Origin of the sequence: Vibrio sp. SNU_ST1 (assembly GCF_030563405.1) — a bacterium.
Lineage (GTDB): Bacteria > Pseudomonadota > Gammaproteobacteria > Enterobacterales > Vibrionaceae > Vibrio.
Genome location: NZ_CP130748.1, coordinates 602,974 through 621,781 on the forward strand (window position 1 = coordinate 602,974; position 18,808 = coordinate 621,781).

18 protein-coding genes are annotated in these 18,808 nt (G+C 44.2%); 13 read left to right on the forward strand and 5 right to left on the reverse strand.

The window, feature by feature from the left end:
* Positions 1-28 precede the first annotated feature (28 nt).
* The gene (locus Q5H80_RS02650; protein WP_304569369.1) at positions 29-772 is read right to left on the reverse strand and encodes a copper homeostasis protein CutC; all 744 of its coding nucleotides are present in this window, start codon (positions 770-772) and stop codon (positions 29-31) included.
* A 315-nt stretch (positions 773-1,087) separates the two neighbouring features.
* Positions 1,088-1,696: a peroxiredoxin C gene (locus Q5H80_RS02655; protein WP_048658845.1), complete on the reverse strand. Its 609-nt coding sequence runs from the start codon at positions 1,694-1,696 to the stop codon at positions 1,088-1,090.
* A 209-nt stretch (positions 1,697-1,905) separates the two neighbouring features.
* On the opposite strand from Q5H80_RS02655, the gene Q5H80_RS02660 reads away from it, so the two are divergent.
* Positions 1,906-2,811, forward strand: a complete 906-nt coding sequence (locus Q5H80_RS02660; RefSeq protein WP_132981966.1) for a hydrogen peroxide-inducible genes activator — start codon at positions 1,906-1,908, stop codon at positions 2,809-2,811.
* A gap of 100 nt (positions 2,812-2,911) precedes the next feature.
* Here Q5H80_RS02660 and Q5H80_RS02665 read toward each other — a convergent pair whose 3' ends face one another.
* Positions 2,912-4,852, reverse strand: a complete 1,941-nt coding sequence (locus tag Q5H80_RS02665; RefSeq protein ID WP_304568511.1) for a methyl-accepting chemotaxis protein — start codon at positions 4,850-4,852, stop codon at positions 2,912-2,914.
* 270 nt (positions 4,853-5,122) lie between these two features.
* A complete protein-coding gene (locus tag Q5H80_RS02670) occupies positions 5,123-5,566 on the reverse strand; it encodes a CBS domain-containing protein (RefSeq protein WP_304568512.1) in 444 nt (147 codons plus the stop codon).
* A gap of 335 nt (positions 5,567-5,901) precedes the next feature.
* On the opposite strand from Q5H80_RS02670, the gene queA reads away from it, so the two are divergent.
* The 5 genes from queA to secF all read left to right on the forward strand — a co-directional run bounded on the left by queA (position 5,902) and on the right by secF (position 11,564).
* Positions 5,902-6,954 carry a tRNA preQ1(34) S-adenosylmethionine ribosyltransferase-isomerase QueA gene (queA, locus tag Q5H80_RS02675; protein ID WP_304568513.1) on the forward strand — a complete coding sequence of 351 codons (1,053 nt, stop codon included), beginning with the start codon at positions 5,902-5,904 and terminating at the stop codon, positions 6,952-6,954.
* A gap of 194 nt (positions 6,955-7,148) precedes the next feature.
* The gene (tgt, locus tag Q5H80_RS02680; protein WP_009848280.1) at positions 7,149-8,285 is read left to right on the forward strand and encodes a tRNA guanosine(34) transglycosylase Tgt; all 1,137 of its coding nucleotides are present in this window, start codon (positions 7,149-7,151) and stop codon (positions 8,283-8,285) included.
* A gap of 110 nt (positions 8,286-8,395) precedes the next feature.
* Complete coding sequence (yajC, locus tag Q5H80_RS02685; RefSeq protein WP_009848281.1) at positions 8,396-8,725, forward strand: preprotein translocase subunit YajC; 330 nt, start codon at positions 8,396-8,398, stop codon at positions 8,723-8,725.
* 20 nt (positions 8,726-8,745) lie between these two features.
* On the forward strand, positions 8,746-10,602 hold the full coding sequence (gene secD / locus Q5H80_RS02690; protein WP_009848282.1) for a protein translocase subunit SecD: 1,857 nt from the start codon (positions 8,746-8,748) through the stop codon (positions 10,600-10,602).
* Between the two features lie 14 nt (positions 10,603-10,616).
* A complete protein-coding gene (secF, locus tag Q5H80_RS02695) occupies positions 10,617-11,564 on the forward strand; it encodes a protein translocase subunit SecF (protein WP_135382717.1) in 948 nt (315 codons plus the stop codon).
* A 341-nt stretch (positions 11,565-11,905) separates the two neighbouring features.
* On the opposite strand, the gene suhB is transcribed toward secF, so the two are convergent.
* Complete coding sequence (gene suhB, locus Q5H80_RS02700) at positions 11,906-12,709, reverse strand: inositol-1-monophosphatase (RefSeq protein ID WP_009848284.1); 804 nt, start codon at positions 12,707-12,709, stop codon at positions 11,906-11,908.
* A gap of 181 nt (positions 12,710-12,890) precedes the next feature.
* On the opposite strand from suhB, the gene trmJ reads away from it, so the two are divergent.
* The 7 genes from trmJ (at position 12,891) to hscA (ending at position 18,805) form a co-directional block, all read left to right on the forward strand.
* On the forward strand, positions 12,891-13,619 hold the full coding sequence (trmJ, locus tag Q5H80_RS02705; protein ID WP_004735091.1) for a tRNA (cytosine(32)/uridine(32)-2'-O)-methyltransferase TrmJ: 729 nt from the start codon (positions 12,891-12,893) through the stop codon (positions 13,617-13,619).
* 116 nt (positions 13,620-13,735) lie between these two features.
* On the forward strand, positions 13,736-14,257 hold the full coding sequence (gene iscR / locus Q5H80_RS02710) for a Fe-S cluster assembly transcriptional regulator IscR (RefSeq protein ID WP_012603310.1): 522 nt from the start codon (positions 13,736-13,738) through the stop codon (positions 14,255-14,257).
* 27 nt (positions 14,258-14,284) lie between these two features.
* Positions 14,285-15,499 (forward strand): IscS subfamily cysteine desulfurase, encoded by a 1,215-nt coding sequence (locus tag Q5H80_RS02715; protein WP_009848287.1) that lies wholly within the window; start codon positions 14,285-14,287, stop codon positions 15,497-15,499.
* A gap of 33 nt (positions 15,500-15,532) precedes the next feature.
* Positions 15,533-15,910, forward strand: coding sequence for a Fe-S cluster assembly scaffold IscU (iscU, locus tag Q5H80_RS02720; RefSeq protein ID WP_004735094.1), 378 nt, complete (start codon positions 15,533-15,535; stop codon positions 15,908-15,910).
* A 102-nt stretch (positions 15,911-16,012) separates the two neighbouring features.
* Positions 16,013-16,336, forward strand: coding sequence for an iron-sulfur cluster assembly protein IscA (gene iscA / locus Q5H80_RS02725; protein ID WP_004735095.1), 324 nt, complete (start codon positions 16,013-16,015; stop codon positions 16,334-16,336).
* An 80-nt stretch (positions 16,337-16,416) separates the two neighbouring features.
* On the forward strand, positions 16,417-16,932 hold the full coding sequence (gene hscB, locus Q5H80_RS02730; RefSeq protein ID WP_009848288.1) for a co-chaperone HscB: 516 nt from the start codon (positions 16,417-16,419) through the stop codon (positions 16,930-16,932).
* 22 nt (positions 16,933-16,954) lie between these two features.
* Complete coding sequence (gene hscA, locus Q5H80_RS02735) at positions 16,955-18,805, forward strand: Fe-S protein assembly chaperone HscA (RefSeq protein ID WP_304568521.1); 1,851 nt, start codon at positions 16,955-16,957, stop codon at positions 18,803-18,805.
* Positions 18,806-18,808: the final 3 nt, after the last annotated feature.

The following is an 18,808-nucleotide window of genomic DNA, read 5'->3' on the forward strand; positions in this document are numbered from 1 at the left end:
CTCTGGATTTGTGTTAGTGACGATTACCCTAAGCGGTGAGGGCGGCTCTCACATTGGATATCTTATTCGCATCAGTTACTGGTATCTGATAATCATCAACATCATTACTGCCCATTTGAGCGCTTGAATTGTTTTCCATTAGGCTGGGTCTTGTCGATTTACCTGAAAGGTGAAGTGCAGGTACTTGGGTGGTGCTTTGAATCATTTTGGCATTCGTTGCGTTGACGCCAGCCCCTGCCATGATGTCGATTCTGCCATCGGCTTGTTTGACCATATCTGCGAGCACATTGATGCCTTGCTCTGCATTAATAGCAAGCCCTGACGTCAGGATTCTTTCACATCCAAGCTCAATAATCTGCTCTAACGCTACTTTATAATCCTGAAGTTGGTCGATTGCACGGTGGAAGGTGATTGCTAGTTTGAGTTGGTGAGCCTTGCTTGAGAGAATTTGCATTGCAGGCATATCAATCTCACCATCAGGTGTTAGTACACCCAGAACGACGCCATTCCCCCCTGCTCTCGCACAAGCTTCAATATCGTCTAGCATACAGAGTATATCGTCATAATCGAATATGAAGTCGCCTTGTCTCGGTCGTATCATTGCATAAACTGGTACGGACGAAATTTTCACCGCCTGCTTCATCATTCCGAAGCTTGGAGTTAACCCGCCAAGTGCCAATGAAGAGCACAGCTCAATTCGATTCGCGCCACCAGACAGTGCGTTATGTAGAGATTCTAAGTTATCGATACAGACTTCAATTTCGGTGTTCATCATGTTTATCCGTTTAAAAGATACAGATGAAATAATAGCAATCTAGATACGATTATGAATAGAGAGTGATAGAGGGAAATAGGGGCAAAGTTTGGCTTTGTGATTACCCCTATTAATAGCTAAGAGCGGAGTGTGGATTTCATGGCAGCGAAATCGTGCAAAAAAAAAGCCCGAAGCGTTAACTTCGGGCTTTTAATAGGACTTTACTTCTTAACTGATTGGCGGTGCGCTTTGCGCTATTAGCTTATGCTTTATTTCTCTTTATAGAGAGTCTTCCAACCATTAACCCGCGTTGAGTTCGGGCTTAAGAGGTAATTACTTGCTTAGGTCGTCAGCGTGCTCAGATAGGAATGCAGCAACACCTTGTGGAGATGCGTCCATACCTGATTTACCTTCTTCCCATTGTGCAGGACATACTTCACCGTTCTTCTCGTGGAAGTTTAGTGCGTCTACCATGCGTAGCATTTCGTCGATGTTACGACCTAGTGGAAGATCGTTAACTACTTGGTGACGTACAAGGCCGTCAGCGTCGATTAGGAAAGAACCACGGAAAGCAACGCCTGCTTCTGGGTGCTCAACATCGTATGCTTTGCAGATCTCGTGCTTAACGTCAGCAACTAGAGGGTATTTAACTTGACCGATACCGCCGTCAGCGATAGCAGTGTTACGCCATGCGTTGTGAGAGAATTGAGAATCAATAGAAACACCGATTACTTCAACGCCTTTAGCTTGGAAATCTTCTAGACGGTTGTCGAAAGCGATTAGCTCTGAAGGACAAACGAAAGTGAAGTCTAGTGGGTAGAAGAAAACTACCGCTTTCTTACCTTTAGTGAATTCTGCGAAGTTGAAGTTATCAACGATCTCACCGTTACCTAGAACAGCTGCTGCAGTAAAGTCAGGGGCTTGACGACCTACTAGTACCATTTGGAATCTCCTAAAAAATTAGTTGGCCCAACACATCTTTGTTTGGGCTCCGTTTCTACGGGACAAACTATAGTACAATCGGTACTATAGAAAAAAGCGAATTAAATAGATTAAGTTAATCGAAAAAAGCGATAAGCTTATTCTTTGTCCGTTCCTTAGGTCAAATGACCTTCACTTAAGTTATCCTACTCATATTACAAAGTAATTTCATGAATAAATGGCCAAGTCTTAAACAACTTCACTATCTTGTTACTCTTCACGAAACTCGCCACTTTAGCGACGCTGCGGATCGCTGCTTCGTGAGTCAATCGACACTAAGTAAAGGCATTCAAAACCTGGAAGAACTCATTGGTTGTCCTCTCTATGAGAAGAAAGATAAAAAGAGCCCATTGGTTTTCACTCAAGCGGGTGAGCTGGTGGTTAAGCATGGTCGAGAGTTATTGGCGAAAGGGCAAGACTTGGTTGAGCTTGGAAATCTATGTAATGGGGATGCGATGCAAGGGCAGTTGCGAGTAGGGTGTATTCCTACTATTGCACCATTCCTATTGTGCGATTTGGTACAAGAAGCGAACCAACGTTTTCCACAGTTGAACTTGTTGTTACGGGAAGACACGACAACTAACCTATTGGCTGCATTGCGTCATGGTGAGTTGGATGTACTGATTCTGGCTTTGCCTGTCGATATCGACAACATGGAGAGCAAAGTTGTTGGGCAAGATCCTTTCAGAATGGTGATTAGCCGTAATCAAGCCGATGGTATTCGTGTTCCGATTAAATATGATGATCTGCCTGATGAATCTGTATTCTTACTGGAAAATGAGCACTGTTTAACAGAACACGCAGTGTCGGCCTGCAAGTTAACAGATAAAGAGAAGATCAACCCGTTCACAGCGACGAGCCTTCACACATTGGTTCAAATGGTGGCAAACGGGTTAGGGACAACTTTTATTCCGCAAATGGCTATCGATCATGGCTTGCTTGAAAATCAGAATTTGGTGGTGATCGACCCACCAGGCCAACAGGCATACCGAGACATAGGTCTTGTATGGCGACCAAGCTCGTCACGTCTTGAAACCTTTCATCAGTTAGCTGATGTGGTCTCAGAATTGCTTTAAAAAACTAGAAAGTAAAATTCAAAAGAGCAGCTATTTGGCTGCTCTTTTGGTTTGATAAAAAAACGCCACAAATAGTGGCGTTGGAAATTTATCTATAGTGTTAGATTTTGAAAAAGCTCAGCAAGTCTTTTTGCTTAGCGGCTAATGAAGAAAGTTCCTCACTAGCTTGTTTGCTCTGCTCAATCCCTGAAACATTTTGATGAACAATATCAAAGGTCAGAGAAACATTTTGTGAAATATCTTGTGTCACGCCAGATTGCTCTTCAGACGCAGTTGCTACTTGTGTATTCATATCTGAGATTAGTTGCACAGAGTCAGTGATAGAGGCGAATGAAGTGCGAAGCTGTTCGCTATACTGTCTAGACTCTTCAGCTAACGAAAGGTTGGATTGCATAAACTGGTTCGCATCTTTCGCTTGAGCTTGAAGGCGAGATATTATTTCTTGAATATCGACGGTTGACTGCTGTGTTTTAGCGGCAAGAGAACGAACTTCATCTGCTACCACAGCAAAGCCTCGGCCTTGCTCGCCTGCTCGAGCGGCTTCAATAGCAGCATTTAACGCAAGCAAGTTAGTTTGTTCCGAAATTGAATTGATTACTTCAATAACACTACCTATCTCTACCGAGTACTCTTGCAATTGGTTAACGATGTTTGATGTCTCTTCGATCGAATTTTCAACTTTTTGTGATATATCATCTGATGCATCGAGTGAAACACTGCCATCTTTGACATTGGTCGTCGCACCTGTTGCCGCGCTCTCGGCGCTAGCTGCATTCTGGCTAACCTCACTCGCAGTACTAGAAAGTTCATTGATAGCTGTTGCTATTTGTTCCATCTGACTCAGTTCTTGTTGAGCATTCCCTTCTGTTTGACTCATCACTGCGGTTAGCTCAACGGAGGCCGCTGAAACATTGTCTGAAATTTGGTGGAAACCATCGATGATTCGACGCAGTTCTTGGCGCATTTCTAAAATGTTAGCGTATATACCAGTTTCTGTGCCTGTACTTGGAATCTGTTTTGAAAGATCGCCAGCTGCAACTTCGGCAACAATTGCTTGGATGTCACTTGGCTCTCCCCCAACGACTTTCCATACACTGCGGTAAATCGAAACAGCAATGCTAAGAGAAGCGGCAACGACGATAATTGAAAGAACGCCTAGCATAAACTGCGCACTAGAGAATCGCTCTACCATACTAGGCCCAACAGAGTCTTGTTTTGACTTTGTCGCTAGTTTTATCTCTTCAATTGTTTTTGCCGCATTGATACCTGCAAGATCAAGGGTTCCTGAAATTATGCTGTTTCGTTCGTTGATCGTGTTAACGATTTTTGAAAATGTGGTGCGGTAGGTTTTGAATGCATCAGTAAAATCGTTTAAGTAACTGATTTGTTCCATCGACATGAGTTGAGATTCGATTGTTTCTGCGAGTAGTGCAGCTGAGGCAAACTCTTTTTCAGCACGCTGAGCATCTTCTGTTTTATTGCTAGTCAGAAACTTAGAAGCGTACAATCTTGATAGCAACACATGCTGCTGAAGCTGTCCTGAACTGACAGCAACTTCTAAATCCTCTTCGGCTGAAGCTTGGGTCATCAAGTTGGTCACTGCTTTTCGCATATTGACTCCTGATGGGTCTAAGGCCTCTTGAACTAGGTTGTTTCTCGTATTAACCAGTTGAACAACTTTGTTAAAGCCTTGGCTATATTGATCAAGCAGCCCTTCTATCGCTAGAAATTCATTTTTGTGTAGATCGTCAAGGTGAGAAGCTAATAGGTCATCGATCAATTGATTTGATGCGGTGATGCGTCTGTTCAATTCAGAAGCGTGTGACGGAATAGGGTTTTTAATATATTTAAGTGCAGATAAACGAGCTTCCAGTATGTTGGCTTGGATTCGACCCGTTGAGACACTTGTTAATGCAAGGGAACGGTAAGTGTTAAACCCATCACTCGATTGATAAAAGCGTAATGAAGCAACGACTGAAATAACCAAAATTAGCGCGAGAATCACGCCAAAACCTAAGGACAGCAATTTCTTTAAACTCATAAATATCATTCCTAGTAAGGCAGCTTGTTTTTATTCTTAATAAATTCTTACATTATTCTAACGATAAATATATCAATAAATAGTATCAGAACACTATATTTTGATATCTAGGAATGATGGGTAAAGTAGGTTGTTGATATTCTTGTTTTTTGTAATTTTTCTTTTGATGTTTTACAAAAACAGATGCGGTTTTAGATGGGGCAGAATTTAGATATGTGAAGAGCCTCGGATTAAAAGGCTCTATGGGGTATCGTGAATAGAACAAACGGACTAACCTCCGACTTCTTCTGGTTCTACTTCTTCTTGTAACTCTAATAAATTGATCGCTATTGTAACGAAATCGCTGTCTGTAATGATGCCCACTAGTTCGTGGTTCTCTACGACAGGTAAACAGCCCACTTTGTGTTTCTGCATATAAACAGCAGACTCTTTTAGTCCTGCGCGTGGCTCTACAGACATAACACTCTTGTGCATGATGTCATTGAGTGGTGTTGCAAGAGTATAGGATTGAGCTTGTGGGATGTTTTGTAGGCTAGATTCTTGAGCGGCAAGAACGTCTCGCTGTGTGACGACGCCAAGTAGTTGTCTGTCGGCATCAACAACCGGAATATGGCGGATATCAAGCGCTTCCATCATGTGCTTTGCATCGGCCAGTGAGTGTGAGCGCAATAGGGTATGAGGGTTGCGAGTCATCATATCTTCAACCTTGATCATACGGACCTCCTTCTTTTTTATTTGTTGCTATCACTATAGTTTTTTATCCAAAAAATAACTGAGATCTAACGCATTTTTGGGTGAGTTTCATGCAACTAATTTTGGCTTTTTTATGAGGGGGAATGGTCGTATTATTTTACGACTCTTTACAATAATCCAATGCTGTAAACCTTGCTATTGCGGCTCGTGTGCCTATACTAGCCCACTGCGAAATTTTTAGTCATGTTTACGATGTGTTTCTGGTAACGATTTACTTACCGAAACGATTGCTCGGCAACTTCGACTTATTATTCGCCAACGGCATAAATATCATCAACTAAGACAAGACTCGACACATGCAAGTTTCAGATTTTCACTTTGACCTACCAGATGAACTCATTGCTCGCTACCCTCAAGAGGAGCGCACAGCAAGCCGCCTACTTAAATTAGATGGCAACAATGGCAACCTAGCTGATGGTTCGTTTAAAGACGTTTTAGACTTGGTTGAGCCAGGCGATCTTGTTGTTTTTAATAACACTCGCGTGATTCCTGCTCGTGTATTCGGTCGCAAGGCATCAGGCGGTAGGCTTGAAGTGTTGGTTGAACGTATGCTTGATGAGAAAAGCATTCTTGCGCATGTTCGTTGTTCTAAATCACCGAAACCGGGTACCAAATTGTTCCTTGGCGAGAACGATGAGTATGAAGCTGAAATGGTGGCACGTCATGATGCGCTATTTGAAATCCATTTCACATCCGATCAAAGCGTTTTAGAGATTCTTAACAGTGTTGGTCACATGCCACTGCCTCCTTACATCGATCGTCCAGATGAAGACGCCGATAAAGAGCGCTACCAAACTGTCTATAATGAAAAGCCGGGTGCGGTTGCTGCGCCAACAGCAGGCCTTCACTTTGATGATAAGCTAATGGCTGACATGAAAGAAAAAGGTGTTGAGTTTGCTTACGTGACGCTTCACGTTGGTGCTGGTACGTTCCAGCCAGTAAAAGTCGATAACATCAATGATCATCACATGCATGCAGAGTACGTTGAAGTGCCGCAAGAAGTGGTGGATGCCGTTGCAGCTGCAAAAGCACGTGGCGGGCGTATCATTGCCGTTGGTACAACCTCTGTGCGCTCACTAGAAAGTGCGGCTCAAGATGCATTGAAAAATGGCACTGAGTTAGTTCCTTTCTTTGGTGATACAGAAATTTTCATCTTCCCTGGTTATGAATACCAGTTGGTGGATTGCTTGATTACCAACTTCCACTTGCCAGAATCAACGCTGATTATGTTGGTAAGTGCATTTGCTGGCTACGACCATGTGATGGGCGCATACGATCACGCGGTGAAGAGCGAATATCGTTTCTTCAGCTACGGCGATGCGATGTTCATCAATAAGAAAACGAGCTAATTTAAGCTGGTTATAAACGATATAAACAGAATTTACGGGTGCTAGCAGTAAGCTAGGAGTCGGGCAGGGTGTCTGTCTAATCTCTCGCAAGGAATACGCGACCGCTCCTCATAGAACCTACTAGGCTGAACTTTTGTTTGGCTTAAGGTTCTGAATTAACAGTCAGATTGTTTCTCTGGCATATTGGAGGCTTCGTGAAATTAAAATACGAACTTAAAAAAACTAATAGCGGCGCACGTCGTGGTCAACTTCAGTTTGAACGTGGTACCGTTGAAACCCCAGCATTCATGCCTGTAGGTACTTACGGTACGGTTAAAGGCATGACACCTGAAGAAGTAAAAGACACAGGTGCTGAAATCCTATTAGGTAATACATTCCACCTATGGCTACGTCCTGGTCAAGAAATCATGAAACTGCACGGTGATTTGCACGATTTCATGAACTGGAAAGGTCCTATCTTGACTGATTCAGGTGGCTTCCAAGTATTCAGCCTAGGTGCAACGCGTAAAATCACTGAAGAAGGTGTTCATTTCCGTAACCCTGTAAACGGTGACAAGATCTTCATGGACGCTGAGAAGTCGATGGAAATCCAAAAGGATCTAGGCTCAGATATCGTAATGATCTTTGACGAATGTACGCCTTACCCTGCGACGCATAAAGAAGCTAAAGACTCGATGGAGATGTCTCTTCGTTGGGCTCAGCGTTCACGTGATCACTTTGATAAGCAAGAAAACCCGAACTCACTGTTCGGTATTGTACAAGGTGGCGTATACGAAGACCTTCGTGATGTATCAGTTAAAGGCCTAACAGAAATTGGCTTTGACGGTTACGCAGTTGGCGGCCTAGCAGTAGGCGAGCCAAAAGAAGACATGCACCGCATTCTTGAGCACACATGTCCTCAACTGCCGGAAGATAAGCCACGTTACCTAATGGGTGTAGGCAAACCTGAAGATTTGGTTGAAGGTGTTCGTCGCGGTATCGATATGTTTGACTGTGTTATGCCAACGCGAAATGCACGTAATGGCCACCTGTTTGTAACGGAAGGTGTGATCAAGATCCGTAATGCGAAGCATAAAACCGATACAACACCACTAGATTCAGATTGTGACTGTTACACTTGTAAGAACTACAGCAAGTCGTACTTACACCATCTGGATCGTTGTAACGAAATCCTAGGTGCTCGACTGAACACGATTCACAACCTGCGTTTCTACCAACGAGTAATGTCAGACATTCGTCAGTCTATCGATGAAGACCGCTTTGAAGAGTTCGTTGCAGAGTTCTACGCAAGAATGGGGCGTGAAGTGCCACCACTAGGTAAAGAATCTTAGTATTTCTTTTTTGCGAGCCCTATCTCTCTTCCGAGTGATGGGGCTTGAAAATAAAGGGATGTGACCCAATTAGACAAACAATTACGAAAATATAATAGAGGATGTTTTAAATGTTTATTTCTCAAGCTCACGCAGCAGCAGAAGGTGCACCAGCAGGCGGCGGTTTCGAAATGCTTATCATGCTAGGTATGTTCGCTGTGATCTTCTACTTCATGATCTACCGTCCACAAGCTAAGCGTGTTAAAGAGCACAAGAGCCTTATGTCTTCTATGGGCAAAGGCGATGAAGTTCTTACAAGCGGCGGCCTAATCGGCAAGATCACTAAGATTGCTGAAGACAGCGACTACGTTGCTATCGAACTGAACGCAAACAACGAAGTTGTTATCAAGAAAGACTTCGTTACAGCAGTGCTACCAAAAGGTACTCTGAAATCACTATAAACAGCTAGAGGATCCTCGCTGTGCTAAACCGTTATCCGTTATGGAAGTATTTGATGGTGATGTTTGCCATCGCTATCGCTGCGTTGTACGCACTTCCAAATATATACGGTGAAGATCCGGCAGTTCAAGTTACAGGGGCGCGTGGCGCCTCTGTAGATCTGTCTACGCTGGATGCTGTCACCAATGCTCTTGAAGCAGAAAACCTTTCTACTAAATCCGTTGCTCTCGAAAACGGTTCCATTCTTGTTCGATTTAACGATACAGATACGCAAATCAGTGCCCGTGATATCATCACAGAAGCACTAGGTGATGACGTTATCGTAGCTTTAAACCTAGCGGCTTCAACTCCTGATTGGCTTGAATCTATTGGTGCTGCACCAATGAAACTGGGTCTTGATCTACGTGGTGGTGTTCACTTCTTAATGGAAGTGGATATGGACGCTGCGATGCAAAAACTGGTTGGCCAACAAGAAGAAGCGTTCCGCAGTGAACTTCGTGAAGAAAAAATCCGCTACCGTGCTATTCGCCCATCGGGTAAAGATGCAGTTGAAGTGATTCTGCGTAACGAAGAGCAGCTTGCGGAAGCGAAATCGCTACTGCAATCTAAGCACCAAGATATGACGTTCGTAGATTCAGAATCTAACGGTCGTTTCTCTTTGATTGCTAACTTCACTGAAACTCGTCTTCAAGAAATCCGCAATTATGCGGTAGAGCAAAACATTACTATTCTACGTAACCGCGTTAACGAACTTGGTGTTGCTGAGCCTTTGGTTCAACGTCAAGGTGCTAGCCGTATCGTAGTGGAATTGCCTGGTGTTCAAGACACGGCTCGTGCTAAAGAAATTTTAGGCGCAACCGCGACTCTTGAATTCCGTGAAGTAGACAGCAGTGCTGATTTGGCCGCTGCAGCTTCTGGCCGTGCTCCTGCTGGTAGTGAAATTAAGCAAGACCGTGATGGTCGTCCTGTAGTACTTAAGAAACGCGTTATCTTAGGCGGTTCTAGCATTACAGATGCAAGCTCAAGTGTTGATGAATATGGTCGCCCACAAGTTAACATCTCGCTAGACAGCGAAGGTGGTAGCAAGATGTCTACATTCTCTCGTCAAAATATCGGTAAGCTAATGGCAACCGTATTTGCAGAGTATAAGGACAGCGGTCGTAAAACACCTGAAGGCCGAGTGATCCTAAGTAAGCACGAAGAAGTGATTAACCAAGCGACAATTCAATCTGCGCTTGGCCGTAACTTCCGTATTACAGGTATCGACTCAACGGCTGAAGCTCATAACTTGGCACTTCTACTACGTGCAGGTGCATTGATTGCTCCTATCTCGATTGTAGAAGAACGTACGATTGGTCCATCTATGGGTCAACAAAACATCGATATGGGTATCATGGCGATGGTTTGGGGTATGGCTGCAGTAATGCTGTTTACACTGCTTTACTACCGTACTTTCGGTTTGATTGCGAACGTTGCTCTGATGGCTAACTTGGTGTTGATTATTGGTGTGATGTCGATGATTCCTGGCGCGACAATGACGCTACCAGGCATTGCCGGTATCGTATTGACGGTCGGTATGGCAGTCGATGCCAACGTTCTTATCTTTGAGCGTATACGTGAAGAACTTCGAGATGGACGCAGTCCACAACAAGCGATCCACCAAGGTTATGCAAACGCATTTAGTACAATCGCCGATGCCAACATCACCACACTACTAACAGCAATCATTCTATTTGCTGTCGGTACAGGTGCGATTAAAGGCTTCGCGGTAACGTTATCAATCGGTATCTTGACTTCAATGTTTACAGCTATTATCGGAACACGTTGTATCGTGAACCTGATGTATGGCGGCAAACGCGTTAAGAAACTGTCGATCTAAGGCTAGGAATTAATATGTTTCAGATTCTAAAAGCAGAAAAAATGATCGACTTTATGCGTTGGTCAAAGGTTGCCTTTGTATTCTCTATCTTGATGATTGGTACTGCTATCTTCACCCTAACAACGAAATCGTTGAATTGGGGTCTAGATTTTACCGGCGGTACTCTGATTGAAGTTGGCTTTGAGGAGCCAGCAAATCTACCTGACATTCGAAGCGCACTAGAAGCTGAAGGCTTTGGTGATGCTACGGTTCAGAACTTTGGTTCTGCGCGTGAGGTAATGGTTCGTCTACGTCCACGTGATGGTGTTGCGGGTGAAACGCTTGGTAACCAGATCCTGTCTGCGATTAAAGATGGTACTGGTGAGCAAGTTGAGATGCGTCGTATCGAGTTCGTTGGTCCTAACGTAGGTGATGAATTAACAGAAGCGGGTGGCCTTGCTATCCTTGTTTCTCTTATCTGTATCTTGATCTACGTATCAGTGCGATTCGAATGGCGATTAGCTGCGGGTGCGGTATTAGCCCTAGCGCACGACGTTATCATCACGCTCGGTGTCTTCTCTTTAATGCAAATTGAGGTAGACCTTACCATCGTAGCAGCCTTGCTAACGGTAGTCGGTTACTCCCTCAACGATACCATCGTTGTATTCGACCGTATTCGTGAGAACTTCCGTAAGATGCGTAAAGGCGAGGCACCTGAAGTTCTGAACAGCTCAATCACACAAACATTGAGCCGTACTTTGATCACTTCTGGTACCACGTTATTCGTAGTTATTGCACTGTTTGTTCAGGGCGGCGCTATGATTCACGGTTTCGCGACTGCGCTTCTATTGGGTATTACAGTGGGTACTTATTCTTCTATCTACGTTGCATCAGCACTAGCTATGAAGTTGGGTATTACGCGTGAGCATCTAATGCCACCACAAGTGGATAAAGAAGGTGAAGAGTTTGACGAAATGCCTTAGGCCGCGGCTTAACAACTTTCGCTAAACCAAAAAACCGCTGGGCAACTAGCGGTTTTTTTATGTCTGTATATTGTGGGTTAGCTTTTGTATCCGATTGCACATTGCCGTATTTACCCAATATCAATATCAATATCAATATCAATATCAATATCAATACCAAGTGCCAAAGTAGTTAAGTCACTATCTAGTGGAGTTCTAAATACAGCTGACAGATCAAGTGATTTGTGCTCACTGTAACTAACCGGAATTTTGGTCGTATCTCGGATACAAAAAAGCCTCGCAATAGCGAGGCTTTGAAAATCTTATGCTCTTAACTAAAGAGCATTAACGCAAGGTCTGAATTACTTCAGCATACCTTCGTTAGAGTTCTCACGAACGTGCTTAAGAATAGACTTAACACCACGCGCGCTTGAAGCAACAACATTACCAGACGTCATGTAATCAGTGCCGCCAGCAAAGTCAGTCATGATAGCACCAGCTTCACGAGCGATTAGATCGCCAGCTGCTAGATCCCATGGCTTGAGGCCTAGTTCTAGGTAACCGTCAACACGGCCAGCCGCTAGGTAACATAGGTCAAGCGCTGGAGAACCAGTACGACGGAAATCAGCACAATCAACGAATAGACCAGAGATGATCTTCATGAAAGATTCAGAGTGTTGTTTTTGCTTGAATGGGAAACCAGTCGCTAGAACAGTACCTTGAAGGTCTTTTAGTTGAGTAACACGCATACGAGCGTTGTTAAGTTGAGCGCCAGCGCCACGTTGAGCTGTGAATAGCTCGTTTAGCATTGGGTCATAAACACAAGCAACTTCTGTACGACCGTTCATGCGAACAGCGATAGATACAGAGAAGTGAGGGAAACCTTTTACAAAGTTGTTGGTGCCATCTAGTGGGTCAACGATCCATTGTACGTCAGAATCTTTACCTTCAGTTAGGCCTGACTCTTCAGAAATAATGCTGTGCTCTGGGTAAGATGATTTGATTGTCTCAATGATCATGTACTCAGCTTCTTGAGCAATGTTAGTAACGTAATCGTTGTTACCTTTTAGAGACGATTCGATCTTATCAGTTGTTTCTAGAGATTTAGCAATATGGTTGCCAGCTTTACGCGCAGCGCGTATCGCAATGTTTAGCATTGGATGCATATGGTTTTTCCCACAAGATGTTAAAGAACAGTTTAAAGCGGCGGCGAGTATACCAAAGTTTCCCCAAAAGGGAAGTGGTTATTTTTTGAACTCTTGATTTCACATTCCGAGAAGGGTCTGACCATTTTACTTAGCTATGTGTTAATATCTCGCGATTATTTTTAAAGTGGTGTCATATAGCATGTTAGACAATGTAAAAGTCGTTCTGGTTGGTACGTCTCATTCGGGAAATATCGGATCAGCAGCTCGCGCAATGAAAGTGATGGGTTTGAGTCAGTTAGTTCTTGTAGACCCTCAATGTGAAGTTGACGAGCAGACCTTAGCACTGGCTGCGGGTGCAGGTGACATCGCGGAAAACGCGACCATCGTTTCTACACTGGATGAAGCAGTAAAAGACTGTGGTTTGGTGGTTGGTTCGAGTGCACGCTCTCGTACGCTTGAATGGCCAATGCTTGAGCCGCGTGAATGTGGACAAAAATTTGCAGTTGAAGGTCAAAAGCACCCTGTAGCGTTAGTGTTCGGCCGTGAGCGTACAGGCTTAACCAATGATGAGCTTCAGAAGTGTCATTTCCATGTATGTATTCCTGCAAACCCCGAATACAGCTCACTAAATCTAGCAATGGCGGTACAGACTCTTAGCTATGAAGTACGTGTAGCACACCTTGATATGGTAGCGAGCCAGTACCAGCCGCAGCAACAAGATGAGTACCCTCGTCACGAAGAACTAGAAATGTTCTATGAGCACCTTGAAAAAGTGATCATTGATACCCAATTTATCTCTAAGGATAAGCCGGGTCAGGTGATGAATAAGCTACGTCGTTTGTTCAGTCGAGCTCGTCCAGAGCTGCAAGAGATCAACACTCTACGCGGCATTTTGACTTCAATTGAGAAGAGCAAAAACGACAAATAAAGTCCGCACAAAGCTTAAGGATGAATACCTGACTAAAATAGTCGGCTAAATACTTGACCAATTTAGTCAGGTATGGGAAGATTCCAACCACATAAACAATGTGGGTACGGTGTGATATGAAACTTACATCTAAAGGAAGATATGCGGTAACAGCTATGCTAGATGTAGCACTGCATTCGCAAAAAAGCCCAGTTCCTCTGGCTGATATTTCAGAGCGACAAGGCATCTCGTTATCTTACTTAGAACAGCTGTTTTCTAAGTTACGTAAAGCTGGCTTGGTTGCTAGTGTTCGTGGTCCTGGCGGTGGTTACCGTTTAGGTGCTGAAGCGAGTGACATCGCTGTCGGAACTGTAATTGCTGCAGTTGACGAATCAGTAGATGCAACTAAGTGTCACGGTCGAGCAGATTGCCAAGGTGGTACTCGTTGTTTAACTCACACTTTATGGCGTGATTTAAGCTCCCGAATCAGCAGCTTCTTAAACGACATTACTCTCGGTGAGCTAATGAAAGATAACGAAGTTTTAGAGATTTCTGATCGTCAAGATATCGATCTTGCGGTTAATAATGGTTTTGCACATAAAAATACGAGCACTACAACGATTAGTGCAGCACCTCACGGTGTTAATGCCCGCTCTTAGCGGTCAGTTTTTACATTGGAGTAGAAAATGAAACTGCCTATTTACTTTGACTATTCAGCTACATGCCCAGTCGATCCACGTGTTGCTGAAAAAATGGTTCAGTGCATGACGATGGACGGTAACTTCGGTAACCCTGCATCTCGTTCACACCGTTACGGCTGGCAGGCAGAAGAATCAGTAGATAATGCTCGTGAGCAAATTGCCGATCTACTAAATGCAGACCCACGTGAGATTGTTTTCACGTCAGGAGCTACAGAGTCAGATAACCTTGCTATCAAAGGTGCTGCGCACTTTTACGAGAAAAAAGGTAAGCACGTAATCACGTGCAAAACAGAACACAAAGCGGTTCTTGACCCATGTCGCCAACTAGAGCGTGAAGGTTTTGAGGTTACATACCTTGAGCCAGAAGCAAACGGCATCATTGATCTAGACAAGCTACAAGCTGCAATGCGTGAAGATACTGTTCTAGTTTCTATCATGCACGTAAACAACGAGATTGGTGTAATCCAAGATATCGGTGCAATTGGCGAATTATGTCGTGCACGCAAGATCATTTTCCACGTTGATGCGGCGCAGTCTGCGGGTAAAATCCCACTAGACGTAAAAGAGATGAAAGTTGATCTTATCTCTATGTCTGCACACAAAGCATACGGCCCTAAAGGCATCGGCGCTTTGTACGTTCGTCGTAAGCCACGTATTCGCCTTGAAGCGCAAATGCACGGTGGCGGTCATGAGCGTGGTTTTCGTTCTGGTACGCTTGCTACTCACCAAATCGTGGGTATGGGCGAAGCGTTTGCTATCGCTAAACAAGACATGCAGAAAGATTACGACCACGCACTAGCACTTCGTGAGCGCCTATTGAAAGGTGTTCAAGATCTAGAAGCAGTAACTGTAAATGGCGACTTAGACCAACGTGTACCACATAACCTAAACGTGAGTTTTGCTTTCGTTGAAGGTGAATCTCTGCTTATGTCTTTAAAAGACCTTGCGGTATCATCAGGTTCTGCATGTACATCAGCAAGCTTAGAGCCTTCATACGTTCTGCGTGCTCTTGGTCTAAACGATGAACTGGCGCACAGCTCAGTACGTTTCTCATTCGGCCGTTTCACAACGGAAGAAGAAATCGACTACGCGATTGCACAAATCCGTGTAGCGGTAAACAAATTACGCGACATGTCTCCTCTATGGGATATGTATAAAGAAGGGATTGATTTGAACACTGTTGAGTGGGCTCATCACTAATCTCACGGAAATAGAGGATTCGAGGTAACTATCATGGCATATAGCGAAAAAGTAATTGATCACTACGAAAACCCACGTAATGTAGGTTCGTTTGATAAAGAAGACCCAAGTGTAGGTAGCGGCATGGTTGGCGCACCGGCTTGTGGTGACGTAATGAAACTGCAAATCAAAGTATCTGCAGAAGGTATTATTGAAGACGCAAAATTCAAGACTTACGGTTGCGGTAGCGCAATCGCTTCTAGTTCACTAGTAACTGAGTGGGTTAAAGGTAAAAGTATTGATGAAGCAGCTGCAATCAAAAACTCTGAAATCGCAGAAGAGCTTGAGTTGCCACCAGTGAAAGTTCACTGTTCAATTCTTGCTGAAGATGCAATCAAAGCAGCTGTTGCGGATTACAAAAAGAAGCACTAATCGCTTCAATAACGTAATCACGTCGAAAAAATAAGTAATATTTGGGAGCATCCTTTGTGCTCCCCCTGAGTTCTCAATTTATATAAAACACAAGGTTGTAGTATGGCCATCACCATGACAGATACGGCAGCAAGCCGAGTTCAAGCTTTCCTAGATAACCGTGGTAAAGGTCTCGGGTTACGCTTAGCAGTAAAAACTACTGGCTGTTCGGGTATGGCGTATGTACTGGAATTCGTTGACGAGCTTAACGAAGAAGACGAAGTGTTTGAGCATTCAGGCGTTAAGGTCATCATTGATCCAAAGAGCCTAGTATACCTAGATGGTACTGAGCTTGATTATGTAAAAGAAGGCCTAAACGAAGGTTTTGAATTCAACAACCCTAACGCGAAAGGCGAATGTGGTTGTGGTGAGAGCTTCAATGTTTAAACGCTTGAATCGTTGAGCGTTGTAAGCGAAGAATAAAATTAGGCTCTGAACAAAGAGCCTAAACTTAGGACCACCTTTACATGAATCATTTCGAATTATTTGGGCTACCACTTCAGTTTCAACTGGATGGTAGCCTTCTTTCTTCTCAGTTTAGAGATCTGCAACGCCAATTCCATCCTGATAAATTTGCGATAGCTTCTGAGCGTGATCGCTTATTAGCCGTGCAAAAAGCGGCACAAATCAACGATGCGTACCAGGTATTGAAGAATCCAATCAGCCGAGCAGAATACCTGCTAGTTCAACACGGTGAAGACATTCGTGGCGAACAACAAACCATGCAAGATCCGATGTTCCTGATGGAGCAGATGGAATTGCGTGAAGAGCTGGAAGACATCGCAGACAGTTCTGATCCCGAAGATGCGCTATTTGCATTTGAAGGCAAGGTTAGCAAAATGTATAAACAACAATTAAGCGCTATCCAACAAGAACTCGAAAGCGAAGCTTGGCTAGAAGCTGCAGACCGAGTAAGAAAGCTTAAGTTTATTGCAAAATTAAAGAATGAAATCGAATTAGTTGAAGATCGTTTGATCGGCTAGTTTGTATAACAAGGACACCTCCATGGCACTACTTCAGATTGCAGAACCAGGGCAAAGCGCCGCTCCTCACCAGCATAAGCTTGCTGTGGGTATTGATTTAGGTACAACAAACTCGTTGGTTGCTGCAGTACGCAGTGGCGAGGCGAGCACACTCGTTGATCAACAAGGTCGAAGCATTTTACCTTCAGTTGTTTACTACCAGTCGGAATCTTATACGACTGGCGATGAAGCTCGTGCTAACGCGCAGACTGACCCTAAAAATACCATTATCTCAGTTAAGCGATTAATCGGTCGCTCACTGTCGGATATTCAACAGCGATACCCGTCTCTGCCATATCAGTTTGAAGAAAGTGATAATGGTTTGCCTGTGATTAGCACAGAGCAAGGCAACAAAAACCCAATCCAGGTTTCTGCTGATATTCTACGAGCGCTTGGCCAACGTGCTGAGTCTACGTTAGGCGGTGAATTATCCGGTGCCGTGATTACTGTCCCGGCTTACTTTGATGATGCACAGCGTGCTGGTACGAAAGACGCGGCGCAACTGGCTGGTCTTCACGTGTTACGTCTTCTTAATGAACCCACGGCAGCTGCGATTGCTTACGGCTTGGATTCAGGTAAAGAAGGAGTAATTGCTGTTTATGACTTAGGTGGTGGTACGTTTGATATCTCTATCCTACGCCTATCTAAAGGTGTCTTCGAAGTTTTAGCAACAGGCGGTGACTCTGCATTAGGCGGCGACGACTTTGACCATTTAGTTGCGGATCATTTCCAAGAACAAATGGGCTTATCAGAGCTAACTGCAGAACAGAATCGTATTCTTCTCGACGCCGCAACAGAAGCGAAGATTGGCTTATCTGAAGCGGAAAGCGTTGAGGTTGAAGTACTAGGTTGGTCTGGTTCATTAACTCGTGAAGAGTTTGAAGACATCATCAAGCCGCTGGTTAAGAAAACGCTACTTTCGTGCCGTCGAGCACTGAAAGATGCGGAAGTTGACGCGGACGAAGTTCTAGAAGTGGTAATGGTCGGCGGTTCAACTCGCACATTACTTGTACGTGAAATGGTGGGTGATTTCTTTGGCCGTACGCCATTAACCAGCATTAACCCTGATGAAGTGGTTGCGATTGGTGCATCGATTCAAGCGGATATCTTAGTCGGCAACAAGCCAGACTCTGAAATGTTACTGCTGGACGTAATTCCTCTTTCCCTAGGTATCGAAACCATGGGCGGCTTGGTAGAAAAGATCATTCCACGCAATACCACGATCCCTGTTGCTCGCGCACAAGAATTTACCACGTTCAAAGACGGTCAAACTGCAATGACAGTACACACCGTACAAGGTGAACGAGAGATGGTTGATGATTGTCGTTCATTGGCTCGTTTTGCTCTAAAAGGCATTCCACCAATGGCTGCTGGTGCGGCGCATATTCGTGTGACTTACCAAGTGGATGCTGATGGCCTGCTATCGGTTACTGCTATGGAGAAGAGTACGGGTGTTCAAGCTGAAATTCAGGTTAAACCGTCTTACGGTCTAAGCGATAATGAAGTGGCGAATATGCTGAAAGATTCGATGACGTTTGCTAAAGAAGACATGCAAGCGCGTGCTCTAGCTGAACAACGTGTAGAAGCAGATCGTGTTATCGAAGGCCTTATTGCAGCAATGCAAGCTGATGGCGATGAGCTGCTTGATGAGCAAGAAAAGCAGCACCTTCTGCAAGCTATTGAGGCACTGATTGAAGTGCGCAATGGCGAAAGTGCTGATGCCATCGAACTAGAAATTAAGAATACCGACAAAGCGAGCCAAGACTTTGCTTCTCGTCGTATGGATAAATCAATTCGAGCTGCACTGTCAGGTCAGTCAGTCGATAATATTTAATAG

Bases quoted from the DNA above. Each gene is read 5' to 3' on its own strand.
- secF (WP_135382717.1), top strand. From the start codon at position 10,617: ATGTTTCAGATTCTAAAAGCAGAAAAAATGATCGACTTTATGCGTTGG.
- iscU (WP_004735094.1), top strand. From the start codon at position 15,533: ATGGCATATAGCGAAAAAGTAATTGATCACTACGAAAACCCACGTAAT.
- Q5H80_RS02670 (WP_304568512.1), bottom strand. From the start codon at position 5,566: ATGATCAAGGTTGAAGATATGATGACTCGCAACCCTCATACCCTATTG.
- hscB (WP_009848288.1), top strand. From the start codon at position 16,417: ATGAATCATTTCGAATTATTTGGGCTACCACTTCAGTTTCAACTGGAT.
- iscA (WP_004735095.1), top strand. From the start codon at position 16,013: ATGGCCATCACCATGACAGATACGGCAGCAAGCCGAGTTCAAGCTTTC.
- Q5H80_RS02655 (WP_048658845.1), bottom strand. From the start codon at position 1,696: ATGGTACTAGTAGGTCGTCAAGCCCCTGACTTTACTGCAGCAGCTGTT.
- Q5H80_RS02665 (WP_304568511.1), bottom strand. From the start codon at position 4,852: ATGAGTTTAAAGAAATTGCTGTCCTTAGGTTTTGGCGTGATTCTCGCG.
- trmJ (WP_004735091.1), top strand. From the start codon at position 12,891: ATGTTAGACAATGTAAAAGTCGTTCTGGTTGGTACGTCTCATTCGGGA.
- suhB (WP_009848284.1), bottom strand. From the start codon at position 12,709: ATGCATCCAATGCTAAACATTGCGATACGCGCTGCGCGTAAAGCTGGC.
- Q5H80_RS02650 (WP_304569369.1), bottom strand. From the start codon at position 772: ATGAACACCGAAATTGAAGTCTGTATCGATAACTTAGAATCTCTACAT.
- iscR (WP_012603310.1), top strand. From the start codon at position 13,736: ATGAAACTTACATCTAAAGGAAGATATGCGGTAACAGCTATGCTAGAT.
- hscA (WP_304568521.1), top strand. From the start codon at position 16,955: ATGGCACTACTTCAGATTGCAGAACCAGGGCAAAGCGCCGCTCCTCAC.
- queA (WP_304568513.1), top strand. From the start codon at position 5,902: ATGCAAGTTTCAGATTTTCACTTTGACCTACCAGATGAACTCATTGCT.
- Q5H80_RS02715 (WP_009848287.1), top strand. From the start codon at position 14,285: ATGAAACTGCCTATTTACTTTGACTATTCAGCTACATGCCCAGTCGAT.
- Q5H80_RS02660 (WP_132981966.1), top strand. From the start codon at position 1,906: ATGAATAAATGGCCAAGTCTTAAACAACTTCACTATCTTGTTACTCTT.
- yajC (WP_009848281.1), top strand. From the start codon at position 8,396: ATGTTTATTTCTCAAGCTCACGCAGCAGCAGAAGGTGCACCAGCAGGC.